General features: G+C 41.5%; 11 protein-coding genes. 6 read left to right on the top strand and 5 right to left on the bottom strand.

Annotation, left to right across the window (positions count from 1 at the left end):
- Window positions 1-64: 64 nt before the first annotated feature.
- From hetZ to QUD05_RS27590, 3 genes are all read left to right on the top strand, one after another.
- The gene (gene hetZ, locus QUD05_RS27600) at window positions 65-1,270 is read left to right on the top strand and encodes a heterocyst differentiation protein HetZ (RefSeq protein WP_094352496.1); all 1,206 of its coding nucleotides are present in this window, start codon (window positions 65-67) and stop codon (window positions 1,268-1,270) included.
- The gene (locus QUD05_RS27595; RefSeq protein ID WP_289798856.1) at window positions 1,263-2,240 is read left to right on the top strand and encodes a PatU; all 978 of its coding nucleotides are present in this window, start codon (window positions 1,263-1,265) and stop codon (window positions 2,238-2,240) included. Before hetZ ends, QUD05_RS27595 begins: the two co-directional genes overlap by 8 nt.
- Before the next feature lie 352 nt (window positions 2,241-2,592).
- Window positions 2,593-4,896 carry a transglutaminase TgpA family protein gene (locus QUD05_RS27590; protein ID WP_289798855.1) on the top strand — a complete coding sequence of 768 codons (2,304 nt, stop codon included), beginning with the start codon at window positions 2,593-2,595 and terminating at the stop codon, window positions 4,894-4,896.
- 75 nt (window positions 4,897-4,971) lie between these two features.
- Here the strand turns inward: QUD05_RS27590 and QUD05_RS27585 are convergent, their stop codons facing one another.
- Together QUD05_RS27585 and QUD05_RS27580 are read right to left on the bottom strand one after the other, a co-directional pair.
- On the bottom strand, window positions 4,972-5,685 hold the full coding sequence (locus tag QUD05_RS27585; RefSeq protein ID WP_354666162.1) for a hypothetical protein: 714 nt from the start codon (window positions 5,683-5,685) through the stop codon (window positions 4,972-4,974).
- A gap of 202 nt (window positions 5,686-5,887) precedes the next feature.
- Entirely contained in the window at window positions 5,888-6,019 is a 132-nt protein-coding gene (locus tag QUD05_RS27580; protein ID WP_289798854.1) for a hypothetical protein, read from the bottom strand.
- A gap of 150 nt (window positions 6,020-6,169) precedes the next feature.
- Between QUD05_RS27580 and QUD05_RS27575 the strand changes: the two genes are divergently transcribed.
- Window positions 6,170-7,504 (top strand): hypothetical protein, encoded by a 1,335-nt coding sequence (locus QUD05_RS27575; RefSeq protein ID WP_289798853.1) that lies wholly within the window; start codon window positions 6,170-6,172, stop codon window positions 7,502-7,504.
- A gap of 420 nt (window positions 7,505-7,924) precedes the next feature.
- Here QUD05_RS27575 and QUD05_RS27570 read toward each other — a convergent pair whose 3' ends face one another.
- Window positions 7,925-8,692: a circadian clock KaiB family protein gene (locus QUD05_RS27570; protein WP_289798852.1), complete on the bottom strand. Its 768-nt coding sequence runs from the start codon at window positions 8,690-8,692 to the stop codon at window positions 7,925-7,927.
- 170 nt (window positions 8,693-8,862) lie between these two features.
- A complete protein-coding gene (locus tag QUD05_RS27565; RefSeq protein WP_289798851.1) occupies window positions 8,863-10,146 on the bottom strand; it encodes a type IV pilus twitching motility protein PilT in 1,284 nt (427 codons plus the stop codon).
- A gap of 731 nt (window positions 10,147-10,877) precedes the next feature.
- On the opposite strand from QUD05_RS27565, the gene QUD05_RS27560 reads away from it, so the two are divergent.
- A complete protein-coding gene (locus QUD05_RS27560; protein WP_289798850.1) occupies window positions 10,878-11,249 on the top strand; it encodes a hypothetical protein in 372 nt (123 codons plus the stop codon).
- A gap of 261 nt (window positions 11,250-11,510) precedes the next feature.
- Window positions 11,511-12,623: a non-hydrolyzing UDP-N-acetylglucosamine 2-epimerase gene (wecB, locus tag QUD05_RS27555; RefSeq protein WP_289798849.1), complete on the top strand. Its 1,113-nt coding sequence runs from the start codon at window positions 11,511-11,513 to the stop codon at window positions 12,621-12,623.
- Between the two features lie 121 nt (window positions 12,624-12,744).
- Here wecB and QUD05_RS27550 read toward each other — a convergent pair whose 3' ends face one another.
- Window positions 12,745-13,335 carry a peptidoglycan-binding domain-containing protein gene (locus QUD05_RS27550; protein ID WP_289798848.1) on the bottom strand — a complete coding sequence of 197 codons (591 nt, stop codon included), beginning with the start codon at window positions 13,333-13,335 and terminating at the stop codon, window positions 12,745-12,747.
- Window positions 13,336-13,430 lie beyond the last annotated feature (95 nt).

Raw genomic sequence — 13,430 nt, 5'->3', positions numbered from 1 at the left:
AGCCAATACCCACAGTCGTACAGGTTGTATTTAAGTAAGTTAGGGTCTTTTGAAAACCGAGACTATGAATTCAGCCGCAACCGCAACTATTCCATCTGCAACTATTCTGGGAGAAAATTCTACAGGCGTGGAGGCGATCTTTCAACTCCTGTCCAAGGAGTTTCAGCAGTCAACTAAAGCTTCGGAACAGAATTGCCACGATGTAGCAAGACGTATTACCACCGAAGTCTACCGGATTTGTCATGAGAGTAAACGTATCCAAGCTTCTGGATCTGTAGAAAGCTCGGCGATGACCCTGGCTCGGCATCGGCTGCAACAGTGTCTCAGGTACTATCAGTTGGGTTCAAATCGGGGCAGGGTCGAATTACACAGTACTCTGAGTGCAATTATTTATCGATATATTAATCCTCCTCAGAAGCAATTGAGCTATCAAGGGCGGCTGACGATAATTGAAGATTTCCTCCAGAGTTTTTATCTAGAGGCGTTGAATGCTTTCCGGCGAGAAAATCAACTTGGTGCTACTTATCGCCCTCAGACGCTCTTGGAATTGTCCGAGTATATGGCATTTACCGAGCGCTACGGCAAGCGACGCATTCCTTTACCAGGTCGTCAGCAACAGCTAATTATCCTGCGGGCACAAACTTTTTCCCAACAGCAGCCTCCAGAAACCAGCGTAGATATAGAACAAGCCGCAGAAGGTAGCAATAATGAAGGTGACGGTTCTTGGGAAGAACCAGCAATTCACCAATTACGCTCCACAATGGCAACACAAGCCGAACCCGAACCCGAAGAAGACACCTTGCGTTCCGTTGTGGTTACGGAATTAATGAATTATCTCGAACAACGACAACAATCTGACTGCGCTGATTATTTTTCTCTCCGCCTCCAAGATTTATCAGCACAGGAAATTGAATCGGTTTTAGGTTTAACTCCTCGTCAGAGAGATTATTTGCAGCAGCGCTTTAAGTATCATTTGATTCGATTCGCCCTGTTGCACCGTTGGGAATTAGTTCACGAGTGGCTGGAAGCTTCTTTGCACACAAACTTGGGCTTAACTCCCCAGCAATGGCAAGTATACACAGCACAGCTGGACAATAAGCAACGGTCTTTATTAGAGTTGAAGCAACAAGGACAAGCTGATGAAAAAATAGCAAAAACTTTGGGGCTATCAATGGCACAACTGCAAAAACGATGGTTTAAGATTCTTGAGCAAGCTTGGGAAATTCGTAACTCATTAGTTTCCGGATCAGGTGCATCTACTCATGAATAGTGACTCAGAATCCTTACAACACCAGTGTCTCGATTGGTTGTTGACAGATAATGTCAAAAATAACGAGCAATCGGTAGAATGTGAGGAAAATGACGGGGTAAAAAACCTCCTCAAGGAAGCCACTGCTTCAAAAAGCAGTGAGCCAAAATTGGGAGGAACGCCCCAGACCTTTCAACTGGGAGAAATTCCTACTGTGCAAGATCGTTTTCAAGCTGTCCTTAAGAATCGGTTACAAATCCAAGCCCAAGAACACCCACCGTTGTTTCCTTGGGAAACGCAATTAATCGAATATCCTGATTTTGTTGATGAGCCTTCCATGACACTCGTTCCTAGCTGGGGATGGATGGTACAACAGTCAAAGTTGACCTTGCCAACCCGCTTACCGGAAAGAGTTTTCCAGCAATTGCTAGAACAATGTCAGGCTTTAGTGACATCTTCAGTGCCATTGGGGGCAAAATTAGTTCAAGTGGTGGAGAACTTTTTTCCCAATGAGTCTCAAGCACTAAATGATATAGCTGGATTGGTGCTAAGAAGCACCTATCGGTCTGCAAGTACTTTGGAGACAATGCCCGCTATTCAGAGCGATTACTCAGATTTACAACCGCGTCAACAGATGGCTTTGTCGTTGCTAGCAGCTAAACAACTGCTGGAAAATCTGACTCTACCAGTTTCAGCAACCAGTCCGGTGGTAGAAAGACAATGGCTAACCAGTGTTGGTGCTTTGAACATCAGAGTAGAATACCAGTCTCTAGGCAAACTTACGAAGTTGCTTGTTCAAGCTGAGTTACCTGTTAAAGGAACTTTGACCCTGCGGGGAAGTGGCACTTTAGCAATGACAACATCTTCAACTTCGGGATACTTAAATGTAGAGTTAGGCTGCGAGCAACTTAACCCAACTTATACCCTGGAAGTTGAATTTCCAGAAATAGACGAACAGTCGTTGTTGTTTGTGATTAATCCCTCGATTTAGGTTAAATTTCCACCGCTAGCACACTATCTCAATCAACGCCGATATATATTAAGAGGATTTTCCTGGTTTTGAAGCTTATCCTATTTTTCAATAAACGGTCATTAGGGTGTCTACGAGAAGCAGTTATTACAAAGACACAGGGACACGGGAATATGGGGACATGGGGATATTGAGAAAGTATTTGATTATTTCTCGATTCACTGCGTTACCCATTTCTCGTATATTTCCATCTTTACCCCTTAGATATCATTTTTTTAACACAGTGCTAGGGTAGCAAATTACGTCCCCTGTATTGTGTTTGTTGCATCTACATCATTGCTTCTACTAGACTCAAATGTTTAACTTATCCAGGATGAATCGGTTTTGGCGTCTCCCTGTAGGTAATTTCTGGCGGCAAAATCCGCAGGGGTCGCCTTTGATTGAAGTGGAAGATTCAATTTTTTTGCGGGTGCTGGTGCTAGCGTTGGTTATTTTGGGAATTGTGGCGACGGATATTGCCGCTGAGACTTCATTCAGTTTTTGGGCGTTACCCCTGAGTGTTGTGGGTGCAATTTGGAGTTATTATCGTCGCCGCGATCGCAATGTTGCAATTAAATTCTGCATCGCCATCGGTATGTTAGTAGCACTAGGTGCTTTCTTTGGGCGATTAGTCGGAGAGTTGAATGATACGCGGTTGGGTTTGGCAGAGTTATTAATTCAACTCCAAGTGTTACACAGCTTTGATACACCCCGCCGGAAAAATTTGGGCTATTCGATTGTTATCGGACTGATTTTATTGGGTGTAGCAGCAACCCTAAGTCAGACTTTAGCATTTGCACCTGTGTTGCTGTTATTTTTAGCGATCGCTCTGCCAACTTTAGTACTAGACTACCGCTCACGCTTGGGTTTGCAGCCATTAAAAACTCAAAAGGAAAAATTCAATCAGAAGAATTCCTCAAGTCTTAATTTTAAATTTTTAATTCTAACTTTTTTACTAATTGTCGGTCTGGGGTTGGCAATTTTTGCTGTTTTACCCAGATTTCCCGGCTATCAATTACGCAATTTTCCTGTAAGTTCTGCTATTCAAGTAAAAAATAATTTCACAGGTCGTAGTATCATTAATCCCGGTTATGTCCGCCAAGGGAAAGGTGAGAATCAAGGCAGTGGTAGCGGTGGTACGGGACAAAATAAAACTGGTCAACCAGGTAAAGTAGATAATAATTTTTATTACGGTTTTAATAGCCAAATGAATCAAAACCTGCGGGGCGAGATGAAACCCAAGGTTGTCATGCGGGTGCGATCGCAAGCTGAGGGTTTTTGGCGAGTATTAGGATTCGATCGCTATACAGGTAAGGGATGGGAAGTTTCTCGCAATGAAAATGTTACGACTGTTAGGCGATCGCCTTGGTCTTACCAAATTTTTCTTTCCCCATCTGTACTCACTGGTAAAACCCAAGAAGTAGTGCAAACTTATACAGTGGTGTCAGATTTGCCTAACCTGATTCCAGCGATGACTTATCCCAAAGAAGTTTACTTTCCAGCACCAGTGATCGCTGTTGATAAAGAAGACGGATTGCGATCGCCTGTAGAATTATCAGAAGGCTTCACCTACACAGTAATTTCTGAAGTACCATACCGCGATCGCACTTTGTTAGGTAAAGCTTCTACTAAATATCCAGAACACATTAAAAAGCATTATCTGCAAATTCCTCCCGAAATTGCCGAAAAAGTGCGGCAACGTACCGAAGAAATCCTCGCTAACTACAATCAAGAAAAAGTCGCAAAGTCTGCTAAAAGCTTAGATTCACCCTACGAAAAAGCTCTCTACTTAGCTCAATATTTAAAGCAACGCTACTCTGTTCCCCAAAATCCCTTAGAACTACCTTATTTAAGTGAAAAAGAAGACTTGGTAGAAACTTTTTTGTTTAAGCAAAAGGGAGGATATCCAGATCACTTCTCTACAGTTCTCACGGTGATGTTGCGTTCCATTGGTATTCCAGCGCGGTTAGTAGCAGGGTTTAGCGCAGGAGAATTTAATCCATTTACAGGGCTGTATGTTGTCCGTAATACTGACGCTTATGCGATGACGGAAGTGTATTTTCCTAAATATGGTTGGTTTGCCTTTGACCCTATTCCCAATCATCCTCTGATACCACCTTCAATAGAAGACACTCAGACTTTTAGTGTGTTGCGCCAATTGTGGCATTGGGTTGCTGGCTGGCTACCTTCTCCGCTGACAGGTTTGTTGAATAATGTATTTGAGACAATATTTAAATGGGTGATTAAAGCGATCGCTTGGTTTTTAGCTTTATTCTCTCAAGGTTGGTTTGGTGTATTAACTGGCTTAATCTTGTCAACTACAGCAGCTTTCTTCGCTTGGCTAGGTTGGGGTCAGTGGCGAGAGTGGCGCAACCGCCGATGGTTAAAGAAATTGCCAGCAATGGAAAGCCTTTATCAACAAATGCTGCAATGGACAACCCAAAAAGGTTTAGGCAAACATCCAGCACAAACACCTTTAGAGTATGCCAGAATTTCATACCAGCATCATGCTCTAGCAACTGCTGAGGTCATAGATGAAATTTGTCAAGCTTATGTTGGCTGGCGTTATGGCGGTCATACACCTAACTTGCAACGATTGCGAGAGAGATGGCAAGGTTTGAAAAAAGCTGCTAAGTAACTCATCAATGCTAAATCACTTAGTTGACTTAAATACCCTTTACAAAGAAATTAAGGCAAGTAATTGATGGCTTATTTATGTGTCTACTTCTAAACTCTTGTTCTTATTCAAGTATTCTTCAAATAATTCAAAAAATTTCTGTAGTGCCTCATGCTCGTCTACAGAATAGAAAAGGATTATCTTAGACCATGACTGACCTGACTTAATCCCATATTTTTCTTGAACCCATGATTGAAAACCTTCAAATTCTCTTTCCTGCTCAGTTAGGGGTACGCCAACTTCTCTTTGAGCCAGACTATATCCCCGCAAAAGCATATCAAGCTTAGTAATTGAGCTAGTACCTAAGTACATTCCAGGTCTTTTCTTGATACTATCCAGAAGCTCATAGAGAGCGCGTACCGAAAACCTCAAATCATTCCCAGAAGAGTTAAGGCTTTTTCCATTTTCCTTATTTGGTGAACTCTCATTTTGTTTCAAAAATATTTCAAACAGTTCAAAAAAATTAGAAAAAGCACTTCTTTCACTCCCACCAAAAAATAGAAGTATACCAGCCCATGATTGTGAAATATTAGTTTTTTCTCTTTCTTGTATCCAATCTTGAAACCCCTCAATTCCAGACCCTTCTCTATCTAATCCCATCTCACTTCGAGTGCTTAAATACCCAATTAAAAATGAATCAAGACAAGTAATTGATGGCTTATCTAAATACATGACTGGATTTTCTTTGATATCTTGAAGAAGTCTAGATAGATTCCTCATATTGATTACTCCAATTAAATTTAGCGTCATTGTCCACCATGCTGAAAGTAAAACCAACCTGTTTTACGCAAAGATCCACGAGCTAAACCTTTTATGCCGAGTTCTGGGATGATTTACCCCATCGTCTTTGATGCCAATCACTTGCTAGGAGCTTAACTCTCAAGCAGCATAGTAGATTTAAAATAGGAGAAGTAAGCTTGTTCTTTAAAACCAACCAATAGCGATTTTGATATCACCACAGTACACCTTGCGGTCTGAGTCTAGATCCTACAGGTGGCGATCGCTGGTAACTCAAATAAAATACCATAACTGCGATCGCTGTCCAAACACCACACCGCCGATTTCGCCAAGGGTTTAATCCCAATAACCTGGCTGTGACAGATGTTAGCTGTAGTATGCCTGCACGATCAAACCTATTTTGCTAAGTGTGCATTTCTATAAATCTAGCAATAGCTAGATGCTGAAATTCTCTCAAAGGCTATAATCTACATCTGTTGCACCGAGAGATTTACTTGTGGATGTCATATTAGAACGATCGCACGAATTAAAACAAGCCTTAGTTGATTTTGTCCTTGATGCTGAAGGCGAACTGGCACAAGCACTGGAAACTTATGCCGCAGAACAGTTGCGTCGTGGAAGTGGAGATAATACGCAGCAAGACTTAACCATCGATAGCTTTTTGACAGCCGGGAAAGTCGGTGATAAATCTCCATTAGAGTTGTTTATCGAAAGCCATCCAGATTTAACAGAAAGCGATCGCAGCCTGATTAACAGTTGGCATCATACTTTTATTGGCTTATTTGCCATCACTAATATTTTGCCTGATGGCTTTGAATTGACGAACTGGCTTACAGATAAACGCTACATTGTCAAGCCAAACAATACTCAAACATTACAGGCAATATCTCGGTTAAAAGTCGGAGAAATCTTGCTAACTCGCATTTCTCCCGTTACCGATAGCTACTGGATGTTTTCTGGCCCCTACACAATAATGGGTAAATTAGGTAAACCAAAACTTGCCGTAGCAATTGGTAATTTCAAAGAAAACTATAAAAGTAATCTTTACAGCGATGCTCCAGACTTGCTAGAAGAAGCTTGGCAGTCAGTAGAACAATATCATCAGCAGTTTGTGGACTTTTTTGGTACTGATGAAATCACACTATCTGGATACCAGCTTAATAAAAAAATCGCGGAATTTCAAGAAGTAATTACTGAAAAAACTTTTGCAGCCGCAGGAATTGATACTTCTAAATCTCTGGCTGAAGTGGTAGAAGCGGCTGGCATTGGAGACGAGGAAATAAAAGCCGCAGCACAAGAATTTGGTGCTGATTCCAACGTAGTCTCTGAAATGTTTAACAGCAAAAGCACCAAGAGCAAAATGGTGATGCCAAAGGTTGATTTGCCTGCTGAACTCAAGAAAGCAGAACAGGTAACGGCTCTTTCTCATCCCCGTTGGGGACAAATGTTTTTACCAACTTATAGTAAGGTACAAGCAATCTTATCGGCAGAGGACTGGCAAAGTGTTCAAGGAGCGGAAAAACTAGTTCGCTATTACCTCGAAGATAAAAGTATTAATGCTTTTATTTGGCATCGATTAGGGCAACAGTATCCAACTCAATTAGAAAATGTGTTGCAATCATTTTTGCAACGTCCAGAGTTTAGGCTTGAAAGTGACTTGGATACACTTTTGCAAGAATTCCACAAACCTATTGAGCCAGAGTTGCCAGACATAGCCAGTGTACCCATACATTTGCATAACTTATTTCAGGAAGCTTTAGGAGAAGTTAACAAATCTAAGCCCAAGGGTAAGGGGCAACAAAAGCCAGCAAAGGGTTTTCAACGAGGTTAGTAAATATATCCAATATATAATCCTACTTACTTAGGGTTATATGTTTTCCTTTTTTAAAGTAGTTTTTAGGAGTGTATAGCTAGCTGTGCGCTCCCACAAAGTATTTCGTGAAATCAGTATCAAAAACGAGATCGAGGCTGGCTAGTTATATCTAAATCGGTAGATAACAGGTGAACAATCTCATCGACATCAGATTAAACGCATATGGCTGGTATGTGGAAAAAATCGCGGATCATTTAAATTGGACTGCACAGACAGTGAGAGAGGTTTTGCACAAATGGATTATATAAGGTGCGCGGATGGTTTAAAGATGCTAAAGTCTCAAATCCTTGCAGCTACGACAATCTAACCATTTTTGTAGTTCCCCCTTCACCAACACCTACCCATTCGCGCACTTAGCAAAAAAACTAGTCTGATTACTTAAATTTTTTCCTTAGCAGCTAACATGTGTAAAATCTTTTCTACATGATCCAACTCTCCAACGATTCGCCGAATTGGGTGAGGCCAAACCTTGACAAGGGTAGGAGTTGCAGAAACCTGATTTAGTTCTGCTTGTTCTGGATGACTTAAAACATCAATCACCTTCAGAGTATAAGGGTGTCCGAGCGATCGCTCTAACAATTCGTGTAAATTTTGCAGAATGCGTTCAGTAGAACTGCTATGTCCGGCAACAAACAAGCGGAGAACATAGCCTTGGGTGATGGCTTCTTTTTTTTGTATTATTACTGGTTGGTGGTATTTTGGTACAGGTTCAGAAAGGTCTAGACGGACAATTAAATCGTGATCCTCCCAAAGCTGCCCAAATGACGAACGATAGGTTGTTAACACCATGCGATCGCACAATCCTTCTTGCCAAGGAGCTGCTTGCCATACTAATTCTCCCGTGCCAAAAACAGCATTAAGCAAAGCTTGATGTCTAATTACAGCTGGATAAGCTTCAGCAAAAGTTCGCACTTGTTGAGTGCGCGGATCTAACCAATTATCAATAGTTGCAGTATAACAAGGCACTAAAAAGTGCGGTGGCTCTGGTAAATCTAGGATTTCTTGCAAAGCCGAGCACAAATGCAAATGCCATCGACCTTGCTTGCTAGGGTCGATGCAGTAAATTAAATCTCCTCCAGGCGTAAATAGCGCAATGCCTTTAAACAGCTGGGGCGTAGATAGTTTATTTGTCGTCAAGTTATTCACAGAGGTTAGGGAACTAAAAGTAAAAATTCTCTCTTTTACCTTTTACCTTAGCTATAACCTCAACCAGGATCGCAAAGATATTTGGAATTGGGTACTGGGAGAGCAGGGAGAAGAGTTTTCTTCTCTGCCCCCCGCACCCTGCTCCTCTGCCTCTTCCCCAGTCCCCAATCCTAAACTCGACCTCGGAGAAACTGTGCCATTTCGTTAGGAGTTGGTGACATTTCCAAAGCAGTTTCTTCAGTGATGCGTCCGTCTTGATAGAGATTGAGCAATGACTGATTCATCGTAATCATGCCATCAAAGCCAGCTTGTTTCATCAACTCGCCAATTTCATCATACTTACCGTCTTTGATCCATTCCTTAATCGCCTCAGTATTGATCAGCACATCGTGGAAAGCAGCCCGCTTACCGTCAGTTGTGCGACACAAACCTTGAGCAATTACTGCTACTAAAGACTCAGAAATCGCCACCCGCATTGCATCCTGTTCATCACCAGAATAGAGGTTGAGAATCCGCTCAATGGTTTTGACCGCACTATTGGTGTGCAGGGTTCCCATGACTAAGTGACCAGTCTGAGCAGCTTTTAGGGCGGTGTTAACTGTTTCCTTGTCCCGCATTTCCCCCACCAGAATCAAATCTGGGTCTTCCCGCAAAGCTGCTTTCAAAGCGTTGTCAAATTTTCGGGTATGCATTCCCACTTCCCGCTGTTTGACTAAGGACTTGCGGCTTTGATGGACAAATTCTATCGGGTCTTCAATAGTGATGATATGTTTGGCCATCTCCTTATTGATGTAGTCAATCATCGCTGCCATTGTGGTGGACTTACCAGAACCAGTGGGCCCCGTTACTAGAATTAAACCTTTATGGTGATGACAAATATCCCGAAAAATTGGAGGTAATCTCAACTGTTCCATAGTTAAGATTTTTAGCGGAATCAACCGCAGCACCATTGCAGGCCCTTTCAGGGAGCCAAAAACATTAATCCGCACGCGAGCAAATTCGTATTGAGTTGCTCCGTCAAATTCTAAGGATTCTTCAAAGCGCTGAATTTCTCCCTCACTCATCACCTCCCGCAACCAACTCATAAAAGTTTCTTTGTCTGTTTCTGGATAATCTCCTGATTGAATTTCTCCTCGGCTGCGAAAGCGCGGTGGTTCACCTACACCCAAGTGCAAGTCAGAATATCCCTGATCGTAAGCTTCTCTGATTAACTTCTCTAAAGTGAGTTCTGGACTGCTGTTTTGAGGGCGAACTGAATTAGGTATTGGCGGTGGACTACCCGGACGATGACCTGCAACAGGCGGATTTGTGCCCCTATCCATTGACATATCCAATGTTTGTGTCATCTGCCGCTGGGTACTAAAGGTTGGAGTTGGCGGTGGTGGCGGCGGCATTGGTGGCAAATTACGTCCGGCAGCAGAGTTAGAATTTAATGGAGACTGTGATTCTGTCATATATCTTCACATTTGGCAGTTAAAAAGTTGAATTAACGAGAAGTAAAGTCACTTGCTTTGATGACTTTTGGAGAATGCTTGTCTGCAAGCCTTAGCGGTGATAGAAGGCGATTGAAACTCTAGAACCACGGTCAATCTATTTCATCCACCTCAGTTGGTATCTTTTATTTCCTAAAATTTCATTACTCAGAATATTTAGATAGATTATTTAACCTATCTAAACTGGTTTAACACATGTAAGGACTTAAAAGACCTCAGTAAATACACATGGAATTAAAAGTTACTTTTAATGCTTTTAATTTAAAGTAAATATTCTCATGACTTAGATGAGAAATTTATCCCAGGTATGGGCACGAATTGCCAGCAATTAACAGCACAAATACTAGCAGATCATTTATTCAGGCTGTCTAGGAATTATGAGAAAGACTACTAATTTTTATAAGAAATGTTAAGTTGAATAGGAATGATATCGTGGGGATCAAGGTTCAAAGCTCATACATTCTAGGTTCTATACCTGAAGGTAGATGCAGTAAACAAGTTTTTCTAATAGATAGAAAATTGACTTTATATCCATAATTACGAAAAATTAACTGTAAACTTTAGTAAACAAATGCTCATTTTCCCAATTAGTTTTTATATACTGAATTTCACTGAAGAACAATTCAGTTTACTCGCAAAAAGCGAGATATGACTGAAATTAAAATCTGTTGTGTATTTTGGGAGGAAAAGTCATGGTTTCTGCTGAAAGCTCTAATCAAGGAAAGACCTACTCCTTGTTGATGATTAAAAGCTTTTTAATATGGACTTTTACATTAGCAGTATGTTTGTTGGTTGTGGGTTTTCCACTAGTTGTCTTAATGGCTACGGTCGGATGTCTGTTGTCGATTATCTTGCAATCTGTGATGCCTGTTAGTGCGGTTTTGCTTGTAGCAGGCGCTCTAATAATGTTTAATGTTATGGCAGTTGTATTGGCTGCGGGTGTGCTAACTGTTAAGGGAGTTCATCCTAGCGAAGTTAAGTGGTTAAGCTGGCTGCATGGAGAGGCAGACCAAATGCAGGCTACTGTTTACGCTGCTTGCCCTCTAACTTGTGAGATTAAATAGTTATTACAGGTTAATTAGACAAACAGTGCGTCTGCCCGGTTAAGCCGGGTTTTTTCATGGTTTTTATAATTTGAACTTTTAAATAGTTATTACAGGTTAATTAGACAAACAATACATTTGCCCGGTTAAGCTTGGTTTTTTTATATCTTGTGTGATTTATCCATTAATATTTATGGTTTATGTAAGGATTAACCACCGACGATTGACTATAGACCATTGACTATAGACGATTGACTATAGATGGCAAATTACAGATGACTAATGACTAATCAAAAACGCGTTTGCATTATCTTAGGTACTCGCCCGGAAGCGATTAAACTCGCTCCAGTGATTCAGGTTTTCCAGAAGTCTTCAGAATTTCAGTTGCAAGTAATTCTAACTGGACAGCATCGTGAGATGGTTGAGCAAGTTATGCAACTATTTAATATCAAGGCAGATTATAACTTGGAAATTATGCAGGTTCAGCAATCTCTAAATGATATTACTTGCCGAAGTTTACAAGGGTTAGAAGCATTATTTAAGGCAGAAAAGCCAGATTTCGTAATTGTGCAGGGAGATACTACCACTGCTTTTGCCGCTGCTTTAGCAGCTTTTTATCAAAAAATTCCTATAGGTCATGTAGAAGCAGGGTTAAGAACTGATGATATCTTCAATCCTTACCCAGAAGAAGCTAATCGCCGATTGATTTCTCAAATTACTCAGTTGCACTTTGCACCGACTCCTTGGGCTGTGGAAAATTTGCATCGTTCTGGTGTTTTGGGTGAAATTCACATGACAGGTAACACTGTAATTGATGCATTGTTAAATGTCGCTGCAACCCAAGTAGTTTGCGATGTCCCAGGCTTAGACTGGGAATCATATCGGGTTTTGTTAGCAACAGTTCATCGTCGGGAGAATTGGGGAGAACCTCTATTAGCGATCGCTCAAGGCTTTTTACAAATCTTAGACAAGTTTCCTGATACAGCTTTGCTCTTACCATTGCACCGCAATCCGACAGTGCGAGTCCCGTTGCAGGAACTTTTAGGGAATCATCCCCGAATTTTCTTGACAGATCCTCTAGATTATGGAGATTTGGTGGGAGCAATTAGGCGATCGCATCTTTTGCTCACTGACTCTGGTGGTTTGCAAGAAGAAGCCCCCAGCTTGGGAAAACCAGTACTAGTTTTGAGAGACACTACCGAAAGACCGGAGGCTGTGGTAGCTGGTACAGCCAAACTTGTTGGCACTACGACTGAGAACATTGTTGCAGCCGCTACTGAGTTACTCAGTGACTCAGATGCTTATGAAGCGATGGCAAACGCAATCAATCCTTTTGGGGATGGTCATGCAGCAGAGCGCATTTTGCAGATTGTCCAAAATTACATTTATGGGTAAAAAAGTTCGTAGTAAGGACTTTAGTCCTTATTTCTCAAGCACTAAAGTGCTTACTACAAACCCTCAAAACTAGTTTGACAATATTTACCAAACCACGAGGTTTTTTAAGGGTGGCTTCTGGTTAAATACCCAGAGCTGCTCGAGTTTCGGGGCCTACAACACCATCTACAAGTAGACCTTTGCTTTGCTGAAAGCTTCGGACTCGGCTAACAGTTTCTTGACCGTAAATTCCATCAATTCTAAGATTACCTAAAGCTGTTTGCAAGTCTCTGACGAGCTGACCTTTAGAACCAGGGGTAAGAATCACTGAACCGCCAACACCACCAGGTCTAGTCACAGGACGATTATTAGGTCTATCACCAATCCATCGCGCAAAAACGTATCTACCTGTAGAAAGTCTGGCAAAACCATTTTCATATCTTTCAATGGCTGGAAGTGTTGCGCCATTTGGTACACAGTCCACATACGAGTAGCTGCTGCTTGGGCCGGTACGGACACGTAAACAACTGCCGTTAGTCTTGACATAGGCAGCCGAACTCATTTGAATTTGGGTTACAGCAGCAAACAATACACCAACACCAGCTAAAGCTAACCAAGCCGAAGATTTAAGCAGTTTTTTCCAATTGAATTGAGGTTGAGGAAGATTGTACTTAGTGTTTCCAGATGCCTCTTCTTGAGCAATAAACATCTGGGAATAAGCAAGATATTCCATAATGCACTCCTTAATATGAAAAAATGAGTACTCGCAGAGAATTACTTGGTGGTTCTCTGTATTTATTCTTAGTATATTTTATATCACTACCTTTG

Source organism: Nostoc sp. GT001 (genome assembly GCF_030382115.1).
Classification (GTDB): domain Bacteria; phylum Cyanobacteriota; class Cyanobacteriia; order Cyanobacteriales; family Nostocaceae; genus Nostoc.
Note: the sequence above shows the minus strand (reverse complement) of the source record. Positions and strands in the feature narration are given on the sequence as shown.